This window comes from Coprobacillus sp. AF33-1AC, from assembly GCF_003475785.1.
Taxonomy (GTDB): Bacteria; Bacillota_I; Bacilli_A; order Erysipelotrichales; family Coprobacillaceae; genus Faecalibacillus.
In genome coordinates, this window is the sequence record NZ_QRQB01000034.1 from 1 (window position 1) to 19371 (window position 19371).

General features: G+C 30.1%; 19 protein-coding genes, 1 tRNA gene and 1 other annotated feature. Of the genes, 8 read left to right on the forward strand and 12 right to left on the reverse strand.

Annotated elements, in window-relative coordinates; all coding sequences use genetic code 11:
* Positions 1 to 44: 44 nt before the first annotated feature.
* Together DWZ53_RS10235 and DWZ53_RS10240 are read right to left on the reverse strand one after the other, a co-directional pair.
* On the reverse strand, positions 45 to 500 hold the full coding sequence (locus DWZ53_RS10235) for a GNAT family N-acetyltransferase (protein WP_118434072.1): 456 nt from the start codon (positions 498 to 500) through the stop codon (positions 45 to 47).
* A gap of 116 nt (positions 501 to 616) precedes the next feature.
* Positions 617 to 692, reverse strand: a tRNA-His gene (locus DWZ53_RS10240).
* Between the two features lie 332 nt (positions 693 to 1024).
* Between DWZ53_RS10240 and DWZ53_RS10245 the strand changes: the two genes are divergently transcribed.
* Positions 1025 to 1228: a cold-shock protein gene (locus DWZ53_RS10245; protein ID WP_118434073.1), complete on the forward strand. Its 204-nt coding sequence runs from the start codon at positions 1025 to 1027 to the stop codon at positions 1226 to 1228.
* Between the two features lie 81 nt (positions 1229 to 1309).
* On the opposite strand, the gene DWZ53_RS10250 is transcribed toward DWZ53_RS10245, so the two are convergent.
* Together DWZ53_RS10250 and DWZ53_RS10255 are read right to left on the reverse strand one after the other, a co-directional pair.
* Positions 1310 to 2776: a L,D-transpeptidase family protein gene (locus DWZ53_RS10250; protein WP_118434074.1), complete on the reverse strand. Its 1467-nt coding sequence runs from the start codon at positions 2774 to 2776 to the stop codon at positions 1310 to 1312.
* A 119-nt stretch (positions 2777 to 2895) separates the two neighbouring features.
* Positions 2896 to 3498, reverse strand: coding sequence for an HAD-IA family hydrolase (locus tag DWZ53_RS10255; RefSeq protein ID WP_158568248.1), 603 nt, complete (start codon positions 3496 to 3498; stop codon positions 2896 to 2898).
* 98 nt (positions 3499 to 3596) lie between these two features.
* Here DWZ53_RS10255 and DWZ53_RS10260 point away from each other — a divergent pair, with 98 nt between their 5' ends.
* Positions 3597 to 3932, forward strand: a complete 336-nt coding sequence (locus DWZ53_RS10260; RefSeq protein WP_118434076.1) for a hypothetical protein — start codon at positions 3597 to 3599, stop codon at positions 3930 to 3932.
* Between the two features lie 34 nt (positions 3933 to 3966).
* Here DWZ53_RS10260 and DWZ53_RS10265 read toward each other — a convergent pair whose 3' ends face one another.
* On the reverse strand, positions 3967 to 4572 hold the full coding sequence (locus tag DWZ53_RS10265) for a hypothetical protein (RefSeq protein WP_118434077.1): 606 nt from the start codon (positions 4570 to 4572) through the stop codon (positions 3967 to 3969).
* A gap of 63 nt (positions 4573 to 4635) precedes the next feature.
* Positions 4636 to 4941 carry a thioredoxin gene (trxA, locus tag DWZ53_RS10270; RefSeq protein WP_118434078.1) on the reverse strand — a complete coding sequence of 102 codons (306 nt, stop codon included), beginning with the start codon at positions 4939 to 4941 and terminating at the stop codon, positions 4636 to 4638.
* A 141-nt stretch (positions 4942 to 5082) separates the two neighbouring features.
* Between trxA and DWZ53_RS10275 the strand changes: the two genes are divergently transcribed.
* The 3 genes from DWZ53_RS10275 to DWZ53_RS10285 all read left to right on the forward strand — a co-directional run bounded on the left by DWZ53_RS10275 (position 5083) and on the right by DWZ53_RS10285 (position 8665).
* Positions 5083 to 5940 (forward strand): DegV family protein, encoded by an 858-nt coding sequence (locus DWZ53_RS10275; protein WP_118434079.1) that lies wholly within the window; start codon positions 5083 to 5085, stop codon positions 5938 to 5940.
* Between the two features lie 158 nt (positions 5941 to 6098).
* The gene (gene rnjA, locus DWZ53_RS10280; RefSeq protein WP_118434080.1) at positions 6099 to 7856 is read left to right on the forward strand and encodes a ribonuclease J1; all 1758 of its coding nucleotides are present in this window, start codon (positions 6099 to 6101) and stop codon (positions 7854 to 7856) included.
* A gap of 26 nt (positions 7857 to 7882) precedes the next feature.
* Positions 7883 to 8665 carry a metallophosphoesterase gene (locus tag DWZ53_RS10285; RefSeq protein ID WP_233541886.1) on the forward strand — a complete coding sequence of 261 codons (783 nt, stop codon included), beginning with the start codon at positions 7883 to 7885 and terminating at the stop codon, positions 8663 to 8665.
* Positions 8666 to 8684: 19 nt separating this feature from the next.
* Here the strand turns inward: DWZ53_RS10285 and argB are convergent, their stop codons facing one another.
* The 3 genes from argB to argC are packed head-to-tail and all read right to left on the reverse strand — an operon-like array spanning position 8685 to position 11836.
* On the reverse strand, positions 8685 to 9554 hold the full coding sequence (gene argB / locus DWZ53_RS10290; protein WP_118434082.1) for an acetylglutamate kinase: 870 nt from the start codon (positions 9552 to 9554) through the stop codon (positions 8685 to 8687).
* A gap of 9 nt (positions 9555 to 9563) precedes the next feature.
* The gene (gene argJ, locus DWZ53_RS10295; protein WP_118434083.1) at positions 9564 to 10787 is read right to left on the reverse strand and encodes a bifunctional ornithine acetyltransferase/N-acetylglutamate synthase; all 1224 of its coding nucleotides are present in this window, start codon (positions 10785 to 10787) and stop codon (positions 9564 to 9566) included.
* Positions 10788 to 10798: 11 nt separating this feature from the next.
* A complete protein-coding gene (gene argC / locus DWZ53_RS10300) occupies positions 10799 to 11836 on the reverse strand; it encodes an N-acetyl-gamma-glutamyl-phosphate reductase (RefSeq protein ID WP_118434084.1) in 1038 nt (345 codons plus the stop codon).
* Positions 11837 to 11877: 41 nt separating this feature from the next.
* Positions 11878 to 12087 (reverse strand) — a binding site (T-box leader).
* A 216-nt stretch (positions 12088 to 12303) separates the two neighbouring features.
* Between argC and DWZ53_RS10305 the strand changes: the two genes are divergently transcribed.
* Positions 12304 to 13515: an argininosuccinate synthase gene (locus DWZ53_RS10305; protein WP_118434085.1), complete on the forward strand. Its 1212-nt coding sequence runs from the start codon at positions 12304 to 12306 to the stop codon at positions 13513 to 13515.
* 40 nt (positions 13516 to 13555) lie between these two features.
* On the forward strand, positions 13556 to 14932 hold the full coding sequence (gene argH, locus DWZ53_RS10310; RefSeq protein WP_118434086.1) for an argininosuccinate lyase: 1377 nt from the start codon (positions 13556 to 13558) through the stop codon (positions 14930 to 14932).
* Between the two features lie 133 nt (positions 14933 to 15065).
* Here the strand turns inward: argH and DWZ53_RS10315 are convergent, their stop codons facing one another.
* The 3 genes from DWZ53_RS10315 to argF all read right to left on the reverse strand — a co-directional run bounded on the left by DWZ53_RS10315 (position 15066) and on the right by argF (position 17704).
* The gene (locus DWZ53_RS10315) at positions 15066 to 15881 is read right to left on the reverse strand and encodes a MurR/RpiR family transcriptional regulator (RefSeq protein ID WP_118434087.1); all 816 of its coding nucleotides are present in this window, start codon (positions 15879 to 15881) and stop codon (positions 15066 to 15068) included.
* Complete coding sequence (locus DWZ53_RS10320) at positions 15878 to 16633, reverse strand: metallophosphoesterase (RefSeq protein ID WP_118434088.1); 756 nt, start codon at positions 16631 to 16633, stop codon at positions 15878 to 15880. The genes DWZ53_RS10315 and DWZ53_RS10320 overlap by 4 nt, the downstream gene beginning before the upstream one ends.
* Before the next feature lie 78 nt (positions 16634 to 16711).
* Positions 16712 to 17704, reverse strand: a complete 993-nt coding sequence (argF, locus tag DWZ53_RS10325; RefSeq protein ID WP_118434089.1) for an ornithine carbamoyltransferase — start codon at positions 17702 to 17704, stop codon at positions 16712 to 16714.
* Between the two features lie 128 nt (positions 17705 to 17832).
* Here argF and DWZ53_RS10330 point away from each other — a divergent pair, with 128 nt between their 5' ends.
* Positions 17833 to 19317, forward strand: a complete 1485-nt coding sequence (locus DWZ53_RS10330; protein WP_118434090.1) for a DUF1846 domain-containing protein — start codon at positions 17833 to 17835, stop codon at positions 19315 to 19317.
* Positions 19318 to 19371 lie beyond the last annotated feature (54 nt).

The following is a 19371-nucleotide window of genomic DNA, read 5'->3' on the forward strand; positions in this document are numbered from 1 at the left end:
AAGAAAATTATGTTTTTTCTATTGATTTTTCATAGTAGGTCTCCTTATAATTTTTTCTTTAGCATTATGACTTCTTGATTACGCCACACTTCTTTAAATCCGTGTTTGATAAACAATTGAGTATATGGGCTGTTTAAAGCAATATCGTCACATAAATAAGTTAAACCATTCTTCTTTGCTTTTTTACATAACATTTTAAGTGCCTGTTTCCCATATCCTAATCTTCGGTACTTAGCCTCAATAATTATATTCAAGACATACTCTTGATATTGATCCTCATAATAATAAGATACTTCACCAACATAGTTTTGTGATTGCGTATCTTTAATATAAGCGTAATAATATTGAGGATGATTCATCCATAACTGATACCAAGTATTCCACAAAGATAAATCAAAAGAAATAATCCCATCTTGATTAAATGCCATCGTTGCTGGATCAGCTAATAAATGTTGCCGATAGGCCAATTCATCTAATCTCGGTTTAACTAATATAAGCATATAATCTCCTTCTATTTTTAACTTACATTAATTGTAATGCAGTCTTATTTTATAATATTTTTATACAAAAGAAAACAAAAAAACTCTTGAATTATCTTCAAGAGTTATTTACAAAATGGGGCGGACGATGGGAATCGAACCCACGAATGCCGGAGCCACAATCCGGTGCGTTAACCACTTCGCCACGTCCGCCAGTTCCAACTGCATGTATTACTATACATGAAAAAATATAACTTGTAAAGAGAAAATTAAAAAAATAGTTTAATTATTTCATTTGTATCAAAACAACGTATTGAATATAACATTTTATCTATAAATTACTCTTTGATCATTTCCCACCAAAAACATAAAGAAAACATTTACAAACCATTTTTTTGAATGATATAATATTGATTGCAAAAGCATATATGATTTTCAAAATATAACAGATATGAGAAAGTTGTATTACTTTATGTAAATAATCTCATATTTGTGATTTCTACATAGAGTATTTCCTTTTGTAATTTAATAAGGAGGTACCAGTCATGGCTACAGGAAAAGTAAAATGGTTTAATTCAGAAAAAGGATTTGGATTTATTTCAAATGATGAAGACAACAAAGATATCTTTGTTCATTTCTCAGCAATCGTTGCTGATGGATTCAAAACATTAGAAGAAGGTCAAGTTGTTGAATTCGATATTACTGATACAGATCGTGGACCACAAGCACAAAACGTTGTTGTAAAATAATGTTTAAAACACCCCTTAGGGTGTTTTTCTTTTGTATAAAACATAAAAATAGGAATGATCATCAATCATTCCTATTTTATTTTATCGATAAACGATAACTGGCGTATTATCATCAAGTGATGCGTATAAAGAAGCAGCTACACTTTCTGATAAGTTAATACATCCGTGTGATCCATTTGTTTTATAAATTTCTCCACCATAAGCACTACGATGCAAATCATGGAATCCAATTCCACCATTAAATGCCATCCAGTATTTAACAGGTGCTTCATAAGGCCAAGTACCATCAGGATTTTTTTCACCTCTTAATACACGGTTTCTTTGTTTAAAATAGATATAATATGCTCCATTAGGTGTTGTACGTTTAGGATCAGATTCTAAACCACTTACAAAATCAGATTGTAAAATACAACTTCCATTTTTATAAAACCACATATGTTGTTTTGTAATATTAACTTCTACATAAGTATTACCTAATCCACCATTTTCATCTGATGAAGATTTTCCTGTTGTTCTTGGGGTTCTATTTACATCACTTTTATTTTGTTTAATGAGTTCCATGACTTCTGCAGTTTCTGTTGCTGGCATAACACGAATTCCATAAGTTCCTCCGGTAACAGTATGCATCGCACCATCACTACCTTTGAATGTAGTAGATTGATTAACTGTATTGTAAGAAACAGCCATTTTTTTAACAAACGCTAATACATTTTCTTTAAAAACACTGTCATCTCTTACATATGTGCCATCATCTTTCTTTGTTAACCAGTCTAACATAACAGAACCATCTAATGTAAATTCTTTTCCAGATGATGTTTTATATGAAATAACTGATTTACAATATTCATTAGCTGCTGATAACTTATTTTTTAAATCTTGATTATCTTCTTTAACTGCTGGTTGGACATAACAATTTTCTTTTCTAACATTGATTGTTGTTTTACCATTAGCTAATGCTGTCTTTACGCTATTTAATAATTGATCAAATTGAATAGTAGATCCTTCTGTTTCTTTAGCGATACTAAATTTACCATCTTTGTATTGAACATAAGCATCTGTTGGTGCAACTTGATTTTCTGCTTTCATATGTTCTAATGATTGTAACCCTGATGTTAATGCTTGTTCATCAACTGTAATCACATCTTTAACTGCATAATCCTTTGAATTCATTAAAGCCCCAACCCAACCAAAAGAACTTTGTTTATCAAGGACTTTATTGATTGTATTATTTTCATTATAGCCAAGCCCTAATTGACTACTATTAATTGATTCATTTTTCCCATCATTGAATTTTAATACAATTTGATGATCTTTCACTCCTTGAGATACCTTTTCTTTAGCTTTAGTAAGATTTAAACCACCTACGTCAATTCCATTGATAGAAGTACCTGGTAAATATTTACCACTATAGTAAACACTTCCTCCAAAGTACCCAATCAGTAAAACTAAAATAACAATTCCGCCAGTTAAACACCACTTTTTATGAGTATTAAACCACGCTTTAAAATTGTTTTCTTTTTGTACTTTATTTTTAGCTTTTGTACTCATTGTTTTATCCCCCAAAATATCTGTAATAAAATCATTAAGATGATATAAATTTTAACCACATTTGTCAATAAATACAATACAAAAAGTATGGTATTTTTAAAGAAAAATGATAATTTAAATCATTTGCTTTCATTTTTTAATATATTCATATATTTCTTTAATTTATTAACATCACCATCAAAGCAATATCCTTTCATTCCTGCTGCTTTTGCTCCTTGAACATTTTCTTCTATATCATCTACAAATAAACACTCATGACCCTCTAAATGATAATAATTAAGAAAATCTAAAAAGATTGCTTTGTCTGGTTTTACCATATGATGTTTAGCTGAAAGATAGTAGTCTTTAAAATATTTGAAAATAGATTTACTTTGATAATAATTATCAAATTGCACGGAACAGTTAGACAACAAATAAAAATCATAATCATTTTTATATTCAATTATGAATTGTTCCATTTCATCAATCACATCAAAAAAATCATACCAGTGATTAAAAGTATATTCTATCAATGATCCATATTGTGGATATTGTTTTGTTAGTTGTTGAATAGCTTGATTTATAGAAATATCTCCTTTATCTAATTGTTTCCATTGAAATGAACCAAACAATGATTGAACTAAAAAATCCTGTTCATCTTTATCATCCGTTAACTGACTTGCAATATATCTTGGATCCCAACGACAACACACATTTCCCATATCTAACACTATATATTTCATGATCATTCCCTCCCTACTATCTAGATTATAATCTATTTTTTAATGCAAAGATATCTCAAATCGTCTATAATTATTATATAGAAAGGGGATGCTTTATTATGCAAGCTTTATTTTTAGTTTTACATAAAGTTGAATGCTTAGACGAATTACTCGTTGCTTTACAAAAAGCAGGTATTAAAGGGGGTACAATTATTGATAGTAAAGGGATGTTAAATACCCTTCAAAAAAATGAAAACTTCATTTTAGATTCGCTTAGAATTTTCTTAGAAGATCCTAGAGAAGAAAGTAAAGTACTCTTTTTCGTTTTAAATAAAGAACAAGTTGCTTTAGCTAGAAAAACAATTGATCAATCACTTGGTGGTATCGACAAACCGAATACAGGAATTATGTTTGGTTTTGATTTAAACTTTGTTGATGGTCTTAATAACGAATAAAGAGAGAAAATACATAACGTATTTTCTCTCTTTTTTACCATTGTAACATCGTCATATAATTATCAATATCATTAAGTGCTTTTTTATAAGCATCCAATCGTACCATTTTTTCCTTTTTGCCATCAATAGAAGTAATATAAACACTATCATAATCACTTTCTACAACAAGTGCTTGTTTTTGATAAGTTAAATAACCATTACTAATTCGATATTTAACCTTACCATTTACACGATACTTAACAATATCTCCTTTTAATATAAGAACATAAGCTTCATGACTAGGTTTTTCACTACTATGATTTAATAACGGTGCTTCTTGATCTGGTGGTAATAATTGCATAATTTTATGAAATATCTGTTTGCTGGATATTTTATATCCTTGTATCTTATCGTTTTTATCAACTGTTAAAGTCACATCTTGATAATGTTCATTAGACTCTTGACTACTTACAAAATCTAGTAATTTAACTTTTAATGTTGCGTCTTCTACAACTACTGAATCTACAACTTCTTTAGAAACTACTTTTGTTTGTTTTGGTGTTTCCTTAGTAGAAAACTTAAAAACAATAGCTATAACAACAACTAATGCAATAACACAAAGGCAATACATAGCATTTTTAGTAAGTTGCATTTTTTTCATTTGCTTACCACCCCTTCTTTATATTATTCTATCAAAAATACTCCAAAGAAAAAAGACGCATCATTATAAAACTGCGTCTAATCTCTTTTGAATATCACCTTTTCCAGTAAAACCTGTAATTTGATCTACTGCTTGACCATCTTTAAAGATAATAAGATTAGGAATGGCTTGAATTCCATACTTTCTTGCAAGATTTTCTGATTCGTCCACATCTACCTTTACAAATTTCACTTGTTCCATTTCTCCAGCTAATTCTTCCAAAACTGGACTTAACATTTTACATGGTCCACACCAATTAGCAAAGAAATCAACTAAGACAACACCATTTGCAATTGTTGTAGCAAATTGACTTTCATTAATTATTTCCATACTTTCACCTCAACTATTATTATGCCTATACTTTTTTATTTTACAAGTTAAATGCTTTTTTATTTTAATATTTGAATTTTATAGTTAACACTGTTATGATATTCAGTAGATTAATGTGTAATGTATCTAGGAGGTTTTTATATGAAAAAAGTAGCAATTGTTACAGATAGCAATTCAGGAATTACTCAAGCAGAAGGAAAACAATTAGGTGTCTTTGTTTTACCCATGCCTTTTACTATTGATGGTGAGACATACTATGAAGATATTAATCTTACCCAAGAACAATTTTATGATAAATTGATGAACAATGCTGAAGTCTTTACTTCTCAACCAGTAGTCGGTGATGTAAGTAAACTTTGGAACAAAATATTAAAAGACTATGATGAAATTGTGCATATCCCCATGTCAAGTGGCTTAAGTGGTTCATGTCAAACAGCACTTATGTTAGCCAGCGAATATGATGGTAAAGTAGAAGTTGTTAACAGTCAAAGAATTTCAGTTACACAAAAATATGATGTTTTAGATGCCAAACGACTAGCCGATGAAGGTAAAAGCGCAAAAGAAATCAAAACAATCTTAGAAAACAATAAATTACAAGCCTCTATCTATATTACAGTCAATACACTAGAATATTTAAAAAAAGGTGGTCGTATTACACCAGCAGCTGCCCTACTTGGGGGAATGTTAAAAATTAAACCTGTATTACAAATTCAGGGAGAAAAACTTGATGCTTTTTCAAAAACAAGAACAATGATTAAAGGTAAAAAGATTATGAGTGACGCTATCGATAAAGATATTAAAGAACGTTTTGGTGATGATTATCATCATGTTCACATATGTGTAGCTTATACATATGATCGTGAAGCAGCTCTTGAATTTAAAGAAGAACTTCAACAAACATATCCTGATGCGCATATTATTTGTGATCCTTTGTCATTAAGTGTTTCTTGTCATATAGGACCACATGCTTTAGCTGTTGCTATATGTAAAGTGATTTAAAAGATTCTTAGGAATCTTTTTTATTTTAAAAAAAGTTAAAAAGATTTGACTAATATAAAATAATTTGACTATAATGTAACAGTTACTTGATGTTTAATCAATTCATAAGAATCATTGTATGTTATAATAATGAAAAAGAAATAATAAGGAGGTTAACTATGCAAGAAAAGCCAAATCATAATAAAAAAAATGGCAACTATCATAAAAAACAAAATAATCATAAAAATCCAAAAAAATTACATCATAAATCATCTAAATCACCAGATACTAAAATATTTGCTTTAGGTGGATTAAACGAAATCGGAAAAAATATGTATTGTGTAGAACATGAAAATGAATTGTTCATTATTGATGCAGGAGTTAAATTTGCAGAAGATGGATTACCTGGTATTGACTATGTTATCCCAGACTACACATACTTAAAACGTAATGAAAAGAAAATTAAAGGGTTATTAATTACTCATGGTCATGAAGATCATATTGGGGGTATTCCTTTCTTACTACAGGTTGTCAGTATCCCTTTTATTTATGCTACACCTCTAGCGTGTGCTATGATCAGAAGAAAACTTGAAGAAAAACGTTTAACGCAAGCAACTCATCTTATTCAAATAGATGGTGATTATCAAATTAAATCACGTTATTTTAACATTGGTTTCTTTAAAACAAACCATTCTATTCCTGAAAGTGTGGGAATTATCTTAAATACACCTAATGGTCGTATTGTTTCTACTGGAGATTTTAAATTTGATTTATCTCCTGTAGGAGATCCTGCTGATTATCAAAAGATTTCTTTTTTAGGAGAAACAGGTGTGACTTTACTTTTAAGTGATTCTACTAATGCTGAAGTTCCTACATTTAGTAAGAGTGAAAAAAAAGTGGCTAATGCCGTTCAAGAACAATTTAGAAAAACTGAAGGTCGTTTAATTGTTGCAACATTTGCTTCCAATGTACATCGTGTACAACAAATTGTAGAAGCTGCCGTTAAGTTTAATCGTAAGATTCTTGTATATGGACGTTCAATGGAAAATAATATCCAAGTATCTCGTCAACTTGGTTATATTAAAGCTCCTGATCGTTTCTTTATCAAAAATGATCAAGCTAAAAAATTACCAGATAACGAGATTTTAATTTTATGCACTGGAAGCCAAGGTGAAGCTTTAGCAGCATTAAGCCGTATCGCTAATGGTACCCATAAATATGTAAAAATCAAACCGGGTGATACTGTTCTCTTCTCTTCAAGTCCTATTCCGGGTAATGATTACAGTATTAATGTTGTTGTCAATCGTTTGTTTAGAGCCGGTGCTAGAGTTTTAGTCAACACTGCTTTTAATAACTTACATACATCAGGACATGCTAGTCAAGAAGAACAAAAATTAATGATGTTACTTACAAAACCTAAGTATTTCTTCCCAGTCCATGGAGAATATCGTATGTTAAAAATACATGCTCAATTATCACAAGAAGTCGGTGTACCACCTGAAAACTCATTTGTTTTAAGCAACGGTGATACAATTCTTCTCAATCATGGTGAAGCAAGACTTGGTCCAAGAATTCATGTTGATGATATCTATGTAGATGGTAATGATATAAGTGGTTTATCAACTGCTGTATTAAGAGATCGTCAAATATTATCAGAAGATGGTATGGTATCTATTTTAATTAGTATGGACTCTCATAGTGGTAAACTTCTTACAAGACCGGTTATTATCTCACGTGGTTTTGTTTATATGAAAGATAGTTTTGCTATGATTCGTGAAGCAGAAAATTTAGTAGGGCACGCCCTTAATAAGTTATTAGCTGGAAAAACAACATTTGGGGAAATTAAAAATACAACTCGTGAAGTTTTATCTTCATACTTTTATCGCAAAACTAAACGTAATCCAATGATTATTCCAGTTATTATGAATAAAAAATAATGTTTAAGAAACTAAGAAAAATCCTATTGATATGTATATTATTTATATCAATAGGATTTGGTTCTTATACTCTACTTCACGGTTCAAAAACAGAATATCGTTTTAAAAATGATACTTATCAAAGTACAAAATTACCTAACACCTTTAATGATTTTACCATTGCTTATATAAGCGATATCAATCTTCATCAAGAAAAAGATTTAAAAAGATTAAAAAAAATTATAAAAGATTTAAATACAAAAAATGCTGATATGGTTTTGTTTGGTGGAGATTTATATGATGGACAAGTATTCAAACAAGACGAAGTGATTAAAATACTAAAGAAAATAAAAAGTAGTTATGGTCAATTTGCTGTTTTAGGAGAAAAAGACCAAGTTGATAAAACAACATGTACCAATATTTTAACTGAATCAGGATTTGAAGTACTACATAATGAGTATCGTAAAATCTATTATAACGATCAATCCATCAGTTTATTTGGTTTAGAAAACAGTAGTGATATTTCTACATTATTAAATGATGATAATAAAAATAGTTTTAAATTAGCTTTAGTCCATCAACCAGATTATTTTCAACAACTCAAATCATCTGTCCAGCTTCAACTTTCTGGACATACTTTAGGTGGTTATATTAAACTTCCTCTTATTGGTGGTTTAGAAGATAAAGATTTAGGTACGCTATATCGTAGTGGGATTCATAAATCAAAACAATCCACTTTAATTATTTCAAATGGTTTAAGTTTTGAAAAAGATCATGATTATCGTATTTTTACTTATAATGAGATTAACATGATTACACTAAAAAAATAACAGGTTCTATATGAACCTGTTATTTTTTTATCATTGTTCCTACCCCATTAGCAGTAAATATTTCTATTAATAAACTGTGTTCTAAACGACCATCTAAAATATGTACTCGACTTACATCATTTTGTACAGCCGCTAAACAATTCTTCAATTTTGGAATCATACCACCAGTGATGACACCCTCTTTAAATAATTGTTCTGCTTTTTCGGTATCAATTTGTGAAATCAATGTTTCAGGATTATTTGGATCTTTTAAAACACCTTCTATATCTGTTAAGAAAACAAGTTTACTAGCATGCATTGCTCTTGCAATCGCTGTTGCCACATCATCAGCATTAATATTGTAAGCATGATATTTTTCATCAAGACCTACTGTTGAAATAACCGGTGTATAATCTTGATCTAATAATAATTTAATTAATGTTGGATCGACATGAGTAATATGACCAACATAACCAATATCATCACCATGAGGCATTGATTTTTCTACTATAATCATATTTCCATCTTTACCAGATAAACCAACGGCATGAGTTCCAATTCTTTCTAAATGTTGAACCAATCCCTTATTGACTTTACCCGATAAAACCATTTCAGCAACTTCTAATGTTGCTTGATCAGTAACTCTTAAACCATTTTTAAATTCACTTTGAATATTAACACGTTGTAACATTTTATTAATGTCTTTACCACCACCATGAACGATAATAACTTTAATACCAACTGATTTTAAAACAGCGATATCTTTTAAAACATTTTGTTTAATCACTTCATTAGTCATGGCACTACCACCATATTTAATAACAACAACATGTCCTGTAAATTTTTGGATGTACCCTAAAGCATCTACAAGTACTTGAGCCTTATTTATTTCTTTTTCAAAACTTTGCATATAATCCCCCTATGAACGATAATCAGCATTGATTTTAACATAATCATATGTTAAGTCGCATCCCCATGCTGTAGCTTTACCATCAGCAATTTTCATATCAATATTAGCTTTAACATATTCGCTTGATAGAATTTTTGTAGCCACTTCTTCACTATAATCCGTTGCCATTCCATTTTCAACAAGCTTTAATTCACCGTATTCACTTTCAATATATAAATCTACTTGATAAGGATCAAATTCTTCCCCAGAATATCCCATTGCACATAAAAGTCTACCCCAGTTAGCATCATTACCATAAACTGCTGTTTTTACTAAAGGTGAAGTACATACACTTTTAGCGATGACTTTAGCTTGTTTAATATCTTTAGCATGATTAACATTGATTTCTAACAATTTAGTAGCACCTTCACCATCACCAGCAATACATTTTGCTAGATACTCATTAACATAATAAAGTGCTTCTTTAAATGTTTGATAGTTTTGATCTTCAGTTTCTATTTTTTTATTACCTGCTAATCCATTAGCCAATAATAATACTGTATCGTTTGTTGAAGTATCTCTATCTACTGATACCATATTAAAAGTATCAGGGATTACTTCTTTCAAAGCCTTATTTAATAACTCTTTAGATATATTTAAATCAGTTGTAATAAATCCTAACATTGTAGCCATATTAGGATGAATCATTCCTGAACCTTTACAACATGCCCCTAATGTAACTGTAGTTCCATCAATATCAATTTCAACAGCAATATGTTTAGGTTTTGTATCAGTTGTCATAATAGAAGTTGCTACTTCAATCCCTGCTTCATTAGATGAAGAAAGTAAAGCTTTAGTTGAATCTATTCCTTTTTCAATAGGTTCTAAAGGAAGTTGTTGACCAATAACTCCAGTAGAACAAATTAAAATCTTTTCATGACTCACACCAAAAGCATCACCTACAATTTTAGCAAACGCTTCATTATTTTCTTCACCTAATTTTCCAGTACATGCATTAGCAATACCACTATTAATCGCAATTGCTTTTACTTTTTGAGTTCCTTCTACAATTTTTTTATCCCATAATACAGGTGCTGCTTTAACCATGTTTGTAGTAAATGTCCCTACTGCATCTGCTTCTACTTCACTGACTATTAAAGCAAGATCTTTTTTTCTTTTCTTTATTCCTACATGTTGTCCTGCCCCTAAAAACCCTTTAGGAGAAGTCACCGTTCCATTATCAATAACTTTCATCTTTATCCTCCTTATAAAATAGCAGGTGCAAGCATAAGTCCTGTTTTTTCATCTAAGCCAAACATTAAATTCATATTTTGAATAGCTTGTCCGGCTGCACCTTTTACTAAATTATCCATTGTTCCCATCATAATAACACGATGTGTACGTTCATCAATTTTATAATTAACATCAACAAAATTACTTGCTTTTACACTTCTTACCTCAGGTACCTTTCCTGGTTTTAGTACTCTTACAAAATATTCATCATCATAAATTTGATAAGCCTTGGCTACCTGTTGACTTGTTACTCCTTCTTTTAACTTAGCATAAGCAGTAATACAAATACCTCTATTCATTGGAATAAGATGAGGTGTAAAATTGAGTAATACATCTTGATGAGATGCATAACCTAATTGTTCTTCTATTTCAGGTGTATGACGATGTGTTGCTACACCATAAGCTTTCATACTTTCATTGACTTCACAGTATAAATTAGCAACCTTAGCTCCTCTACCTGCTCCACTGACTCCACTTTTAGCGTCAATGATTAATGTATCCATGTCAATAAGTCCTGCTTTAGCTAAAGGATAAACTGATAAAATAGAACAAGTAGGATAACATCCTGGATTAGCTAATAAACGTGTATTTTTAATTTGTTCACGATTAATTTCACATAACCCATAAACTGCTTCTTTGATAAATTGTGGTGAAGCATGTTTAATTCCATACCATTTTTCATATGTATCAACATCTTTAATTCTAAAATCTGCCGATAAATCAATAACTTTCACTTTGCTTAAAACTGTTTCATTAACCATTTTTGCACAAACACCTTGAGGTGTAGCAAAAAAGATAACATCAACATCATCTAAATAATCTTCAATATTTTCATCAATACATTTTTGGTCGACTAATTGAAAATAACTTGCATAAACTGAACTGTATTCTTCATCACTATATGTTCTAGAAGATACCCATTGTATTTTTGCTTCTGGATGAGTTAATAAAAAACGAACTAATTCACATCCCCCATATCCTGTTGATCCAACAATACCTACTCTTATCATATTTTATCCCCCATTCTTCTAAATAAAAAAATCGTCTCTTAACAAGAGACGATTGACCGCGTTACCACTCTATTTATCATAAGTTGACCTTATGATCTCTTTCATCGTTAAGGGCGATTACCCGAAAGTGATACTTATTTCCCACTTTCCTCTCCTAAATGCGCTTCATCCTAACTAAGATTACTAATCTTCCACCAACACTAGCTCGCTTAAATCATCATTAAGACTACTCTTTTATTCATTGAGTTTGGTATTATTATATTACTTAAATTCTATTTGTCAAACTAAAATAATAGAATTTTGTATAATTTATTTTTAAATTATATGAATAAAATAGCATTACCCAAAATAATATAATTTTATTTAGAATAATAATAAATTATTAATTATTTCGATAAATCATTGCATTAATTTAAATGTTAGTTTATGATAATTATAATTTAATAACAAGTTGAAGGGAGATTAATATGAAAGAAAAAGTCATTCTTGCATACTCTGGGGGATTAGACACAACTGCTATCATCCCATGGTTAAAAGAAAACTATGATTATGAAGTTATTTGTTGTTGTATTGATGTAGGTCAAAAAGAAGAATTAGAAGGTCTTGAAGAACGTGCTAAATCATGTGGTGCTTCTAAATTATATATTGAAAACGTTGTTGATGAATATGTAGAAAACTATATTATGCCTACTGTTCAGGCTGATGCTGTTTTTGAATATAAATATTTATTAGGTACAGCAACTGCTCGTCCATTAATTGCTAAGATCTTAGTTGATGTTGCTAGAAAAGAAGGCGCAACAGCTATTTGTCATGGTGCAACAGGTAAAGGAAATGACCAAATTCGTTTTGAACTTGGTATTAAAGCTTTAGCTCCAGATTTAAAAATCATTGCTGCTTGGCGTGATCCAAAATGGACAATGGATTCTCGTGAATCTGAAATCGAATATTGTAAAGCACATGGTATTCATTTACCATTCTCTGCTGATACAAGCTATTCTCGTGATCGTAACATTTGGCATATTTCTCATGAAGGGTTAGAACTTGAAAAACCAAGTTTAGCTCCTAATTTTGATCATTTATTAGTATTATCAAATGCTCCTGAAAAAGCACCTGATGAGGATACTCATATTGAAATTGAATGGGAAAAAGGTGTTCCAGTAGCATTAAATGGTAAAAAAATGTCACAAACTGCTATTCTTGAAGAATTAAATGAATTAGGTGGTAAAAATGGTATTGGTATTATCGATATCGTAGAAAACCGTGTTGTAGGAATGAAATCACGTGGTGTTTATGAAACACCTGGGGGAACTATTTTAATGGAAGCACACCGTCAATTAGAAGAACTTGTTCTTGATCGTGAAACATTAAAATATAAACGTTTAGTTTCTGTAGAATTTGCTGAATTAGTTTATGCTGCTAAATGGTTCTCACCACTTAGAGAAGCATTATCTGCTTTTGTTTCTAAAACACAAGAAGTTGTTTCAGGTACAACAAAAATGAGATTATATAAAGGTAATATTATCAAAGAAGGTACAACATCTCCTTATTCATTATATGATGAAGATATTGCTTCATTTGCTACTGGTGATTTATATGATCATCATGATGCTGAAGGATTCATTACTTTATATGGTCTTTCTACAAAAGTTCGTGCAATGAAATTAAATGGTAAAAAATAAAAAAGGGCTTTAGCCCTTTTATTTTAAAGGAGGAAAAACAATGAATTTATGGGGTGGTCGTTTTACAAAGCCAACAAACCAATTAGTTTATGATTTCAATGCTTCTATTAAATTTGATCAAACCTTTGCTTTACAAGATATTAAAGGAAGTATTGCCCATGTTAAAATGCTAACAAAACAACAAATATTAACCGAACAAGAAGGAAAAGATATTGAAAATGCTTTACAAAGCATTTATCAAGAAATAGAACAAGGTCGTCTTGCTATTGATGAAAGTTGTGAAGATATTCATAGTTTTGTTGAATCTACACTTATTTCACGAATTGGCGATACAGGAAAAAAATTACATACTGGAAGAAGTCGTAATGATCAAGTAGCTTTAGATATGCGTCTTTATACTCGTGATCAAATTCAAATGATGCATACCCTTATCATTGATTTACTAAAAACGATTAATGATATCATGAAAGAACATATTGATACAATTATGCCAGGTTTTACACATCTTCAAAAAGCACAACCTATTACTTTAGCACATCATATGGGTGCCTATTTTGAAATGTTTAAACGTGATGCAACTCGTCTAGATGATATTTATCAACGTATGAATATTTGTCCTTTAGGTTCAGGAGCCCTTGCTGGTACCACTTATCCATTAGATCGTGAATATACTGCTTCTTTACTAGGGTTTGATGGACCTTGTTTAAATAGTATAGATGGTGTAAGTGATCGTGATTATCTTATTGAATTATTAAGTGCGATGTCTACAATGATGATGCATATGTCTCGTTTATCAGAAGAAATGATTATTTGGAATACGAATGAATATCAATTCATTGAATTAGATGATACTTTTTCTACCGGTTCTTCTATTATGCCACAAAAGAAAAATCCAGATATTTGTGAATTAATTAGAGGTAAAACTGGTCGTGTTTATGGTGCTTTAATGGGATTACTCACAACAATGAAAGGTTTACCATTAGCTTATAATAAAGATATGCAAGAAGATAAAGAAATGTTCTTTGATGCTTTAACAACAACTAAGGGATGTCTCCAATTATTAAGTGATATGTTAAAAACAACTTCATTTAATAAAGATAAGATGAAAGCTTCAGCTACTGGTGGCTTCACTAATGCTACAGATGCTGCTGATTATCTTGTTGGTAAAGGTGTTCCATTTAGAGATGCTCATGGTATTATTGGTCAACTTGTTTTATACGCTATTAGTCAAAATAAAGCTTTAGATGATTTAACATTAGAAGAATTTAAAAATATTTCTGATGTCTTTGATCAAGATATTTATCAAGCTATCGATGTCAACACATGTGTCAACAAACGTAATACAATTGGTGCCTGTGGTCAAGAAGCAATGAAAAAAGTAATTGAATTAAATAACCAGTATTTATCACAATATTAAAAGACGATTCGTTTGAATCGTCTTTTTTTATGAGGGTACCGGTGGATACATCCAAACCGCAACAATGAAGAATAAAAGAATTAAAATGACTCCAAGAATAAAAAACAATGATAATTTTTTTATTATTTTCATTCTATTTTCCTCCGTATTTTAAATGGTACATCGCCTCTAATACTTCAAAAATATAAGTAATAGAAAACTTACCAATAAGTGAATAATGATCCGTCCCTACTTTGACTAACATATCCACATAATCACGATAAATAAAGTCTTCTAGTTGAGTAATACATATTTTATAGGCTTTACTCTTTGCTATTTCACGCATCACATCAGGATGATCAACCATAAATCCACCAGCAATACTAGAAACAATAATGACATCATTTTCAGTTAATCTTTTTGCAATCTCTATTTGACTGGCAAGAGGATACATACCGGTACATCTTTTCCCAGAATATGTTAATTCTATTTCTAATTGCATCGCTACGGATTGAGTAAAAAAATTCCCGGCAAAGCAAATTTCATTAGCTTTATGCATACGGTCTACGATTTCTTCAAGTTGTTCAAATGAGACTTGTTGATAAGTTGATCTTAAATTTGCAATAATATTTTCAAAATGATCTTCAAACAATTCTTTCATTGTTTTGGATTCATCTTTCACTTGAGTTGGTAATTGATGATCAAATTGTAATCTTAGTGCATCACGATTAAAATAGTTTAAATTCATTGTTACATCCATTTTAAAATCAGCAAAGCTTTGATAGTTCAGTTTACGACACAAACGGCTAATTGTAGCAGTAGAAACATAGCACATTTCAGCTACATCGGTAATAGTACATCCAGGAATAAGCATGATATTTTCTAATATTTTTCTTGCTGCATCGGCATATACGTCATTAATATCTGCAGTATTGATAAAATTAATTAAACTATAAAATGCCCCTCTCATACTTCGTTTCCTTTCTTTTTAATCACATATGATTCCATTGTGTCTAAACACAAACAATTTAATTGTCCTAATTGTCCACATGCTAAACCACCATCAATACCTATTTTATTATGATATTCATCATCAAACCAGATATCATAACTTTGATTACGATTAATAAAACATACCGGTGTATGTCCAAATATATATGTCTTATTTAAATCACAAGGACTCAAATAAAAATAATCGCGAATCCATAATATAGTTTCCTCTTCTTGTTCATTTAATCCTTTTTCAGGATCTACACCAGCATGAACTAAAACATAATCTTTATGATTCACACGAATTTGTAAAAGTAAAGGCAAGCTTTTAATATAATCATATATTTGACGTAAAAAGACATTTCTAACAATTGTATAATCTAAATGTGATAAACATTTTTTATGTAAATAATCTCGAATATTCTTGATTGTTGTATCTCCACCATTTTGTTCCCATAAGTTAAACTGACAACTAGGAAAATCAAAATCATTATTTTCTATCGCTAATTTCAATGCTTCTTGCATCATATATTCATGATTTCCTTTAAGTAAAGTTATATTATCAAAATGTGAAATATAAAAATAAATATCTAAACTTTCAGGACCACGATCAAAAATGTCACCTAATATATATAATTGATCATTTTCACTAAAATTAATTTTCTTTAACATTTTTTTAAATAATTGGAAATGACCATGAATATCTGATAAAACATATGTCTTGCCACTCATTTTACATCACCCATATTATCATACCATAAATAGCCAATAATATAAATTAAACACCTTTATTTAAAACAAAAAAGACGCCTAGGCGTCTTTTCCAATTGTTGCTACCATAACAGCTTTAATCGTATGCATTCTATTTTCTGCTTCATCAAAAACAACAGAATTTTTAGATTTAAATACTTCATCTTCAACTTCACGAATATCAATACCTTGATCATATTTTTCTTTTGCTAATGTTGTATTAAAATCATGGAATGATGGTAAACAATGCATAAATAAAGTATGTTCATTTCCTGTCTTTTTCATCATTTCTTGAGTTACTTTATATGATGATAACATTTCTACTCTAGGTTTATATAAACTTTCATCTTCACCCATACTTACCCAAATATCAGTATAGATGACATCGGCATCTTTTACTGCTTCATCTACATTATCTAATACTTCAATCTTTCCACCAGACTTTTTAGCTTCTTCTTGGCAATATTGAAGAACTTCATCATCAATATGTAAATCTTTAGGACCTAAACATACAAAATGCATTCCCATTTTAACAGCACCATACATTAAACCATAACAAACATTATTACGAATATCACCAGTAAAAACAAATTTAATTTCATTTAATGGTTTGTTTAAATGTTCTTCAATAGTAAGGAAATCGGCTAATGTTTGGGTTGGATGATCAACATCAGTTAAACCATTCCATACTGGCACACCTGAATATTTAGCTAAATCTTCAACTGTTTCTTGTTTAAAACCTCTAAATTCAATACCATCATACATTCTGCCTAATACTTTTGCAGTATCTTCAATGGATTCTTTTTTCCCCATTTGTGAATTACTTAAATAAGTCACATGACCACCTTCATCTAAAGCAGCAACTTCAAATGAACAACGTGTTCTTGTTGACGTTTTTTCAAATAATAAAACAACATTCTTTCCTTCTAAATGTTTTTTTATTGTTCCTTCCTTTTTATCCTTTTTTAATTGATGGGCTAAATCTAAAAGATAACGAATTTCTTCTTGAGAAAAGTCCTTTAATGTTAGAAAACTTCTATTTTTTAAATTCATGATATATCCCCCTTATTATTGGATTTATTTTATCAAATTAAGCTAGTTTATTCAATAATGAGAAATAATTATTATTTTGTTTTCATTTTTGAACATTTCACTATAATAATGTTTGGGAGAATAATAATATGAGAAAATTAGCTTTTAGTAATGAAAAATATGTAGAATTACAATCAAAACACATTAAAGAAAGAATTAAACAATTTGATAACAAACTTTATTTAGAGTTTGGTGGTAAACTTTTTGATGATCATCATGCTTCAAGAGTTTTACCAGGTTTTCAACCCGATAGCAAATTAAAGATGTTATTAGAGTTAAAACAAGATGCAGAAATAGTCATCGTTATTAATGCCAACGATATTGAAAAAAATAAAATGCGTGGTGACTTAGGAATTACTTACGATGAAGAAGTATTAAGATTAATTGATGCTTATCATAGTGTTGGTTTATATGTAGGAAGTGTAACGATTACGCGTTATGAAAACCAACCATCAGCTAAATTATTTATAGAAAAACTTGAAAAACTTAATATTAAAGTTTTTAAACATTATCCTATTAATGGGTATCCTCATGATATTGAAAAAATTGTAAGTAAAGAAGGATTTGGTCAAAATGATTATATTGAAACAACTAAACCATTAGTCGTCATTACTGCTCCTGGTCCAGGTAGTGGAAAAATGGCTACATGTCTTTCTCAACTTTATCATGAATATGTTCGTGGTGTAAAAGCAGGGTATGCTAAATTTGAAACTTTCCCTATTTGGAATATTCCTTTAAAGCATCCTGTAAATTTAGCTTATGAAGCAGCTACTGCAGACTTAAATGATATTAATATGATTGATCCATTCCATTTGGAAGCTTATCAAGAAACAACTGTTAACTACAACCGAGATGTAGAAATCTTTCCGGTATTAGAAGCGACATTCAAAAAAATTATGGGAACTTGCCCTTACAAATCACCTACTGACATGGGTGTTAATATGGCAGGAAAATGCATTATTGATGATGAAGTAGCAAAACAAGCAAGTTGTGATGAAATCATTCGTCGTTATTATCAAGCCAAGTTAGATTATAAACGTGGACGTGTTCAACAAAGTGCTATTAGTAAAATCGAATCAATCATGACTTCCCTTGATTTAAAAACAAGTGATCGTCATTGTGTAGCCCCTGCACTTCAAATTGAACAAGAAACCCAAGAACCAGGATTTGCTTTTGAATTGAACGATGGTAAAATCATCACTGGTAAAACAACAGATTTATTAGGTTGTGCATCAGCAGCTTTACTTAATTCATTGAAATATTTAGCGGGTATTGATGATGATGTTTTATTAATCGCTCCAGAAGTCATTGAACCTGTTTCAAAATTAAAAACTGATATTTTAAAGAATAAAAATCCTCGTTTACATACTGATGAGGTCTTACTTGCCCTCTCTATTTCTGCAACTCACAGTGAAAATGCAAAAAAAGCTCTAGCAGTTATTCACGAATTAGAATATGCTCAAGCTCATTCATCAGTCATTTTATCTGATGTTGATAACGAAGTATTAAGAAAACTAAAAATTCAATTTACATGTGAAGCTAAATTTGAAGCTAGTAAACTTTATCATAAGTAAAAAAATCGGCGCTTTAAATAATCGAGTGCTTTTATGAAAATCGCTATAAAATAT

Bases quoted from the DNA above. Each gene is read 5' to 3' on its own strand.
- DWZ53_RS10235 (WP_118434072.1), bottom strand. From the start codon at position 500: ATGCTTATATTAGTTAAACCGAGATTAGATGAATTGGCCTATCGGCAA.
- DWZ53_RS10245 (WP_118434073.1), top strand. From the start codon at position 1,025: ATGGCTACAGGAAAAGTAAAATGGTTTAATTCAGAAAAAGGATTTGGA.
- DWZ53_RS10250 (WP_118434074.1), bottom strand. From the start codon at position 2,776: ATGAGTACAAAAGCTAAAAATAAAGTACAAAAAGAAAACAATTTTAAA.
- DWZ53_RS10255 (WP_158568248.1), bottom strand. From the start codon at position 3,498: ATGAAATATATAGTGTTAGATATGGGAAATGTGTGTTGTCGTTGGGAT.
- DWZ53_RS10260 (WP_118434076.1), top strand. From the start codon at position 3,597: ATGCAAGCTTTATTTTTAGTTTTACATAAAGTTGAATGCTTAGACGAA.
- DWZ53_RS10265 (WP_118434077.1), bottom strand. From the start codon at position 4,572: ATGAAAAAAATGCAACTTACTAAAAATGCTATGTATTGCCTTTGTGTT.
- trxA (WP_118434078.1), bottom strand. From the start codon at position 4,941: ATGGAAATAATTAATGAAAGTCAATTTGCTACAACAATTGCAAATGGT.
- DWZ53_RS10275 (WP_118434079.1), top strand. From the start codon at position 5,083: ATGAAAAAAGTAGCAATTGTTACAGATAGCAATTCAGGAATTACTCAA.
- rnjA (WP_118434080.1), top strand. From the start codon at position 6,099: ATGCAAGAAAAGCCAAATCATAATAAAAAAAATGGCAACTATCATAAA.
- argB (WP_118434082.1), bottom strand. From the start codon at position 9,554: ATGCAAAGTTTTGAAAAAGAAATAAATAAGGCTCAAGTACTTGTAGAT.
- argJ (WP_118434083.1), bottom strand. From the start codon at position 10,787: ATGAAAGTTATTGATAATGGAACGGTGACTTCTCCTAAAGGGTTTTTA.
- argC (WP_118434084.1), bottom strand. From the start codon at position 11,836: ATGATAAGAGTAGGTATTGTTGGATCAACAGGATATGGGGGATGTGAA.
- DWZ53_RS10305 (WP_118434085.1), top strand. From the start codon at position 12,304: ATGAAAGAAAAAGTCATTCTTGCATACTCTGGGGGATTAGACACAACT.
- argH (WP_118434086.1), top strand. From the start codon at position 13,556: ATGAATTTATGGGGTGGTCGTTTTACAAAGCCAACAAACCAATTAGTT.
- DWZ53_RS10315 (WP_118434087.1), bottom strand. From the start codon at position 15,881: ATGAGAGGGGCATTTTATAGTTTAATTAATTTTATCAATACTGCAGAT.
- DWZ53_RS10320 (WP_118434088.1), bottom strand. From the start codon at position 16,633: ATGAGTGGCAAGACATATGTTTTATCAGATATTCATGGTCATTTCCAA.
- argF (WP_118434089.1), bottom strand. From the start codon at position 17,704: ATGAATTTAAAAAATAGAAGTTTTCTAACATTAAAGGACTTTTCTCAA.
- DWZ53_RS10330 (WP_118434090.1), top strand. From the start codon at position 17,833: ATGAGAAAATTAGCTTTTAGTAATGAAAAATATGTAGAATTACAATCA.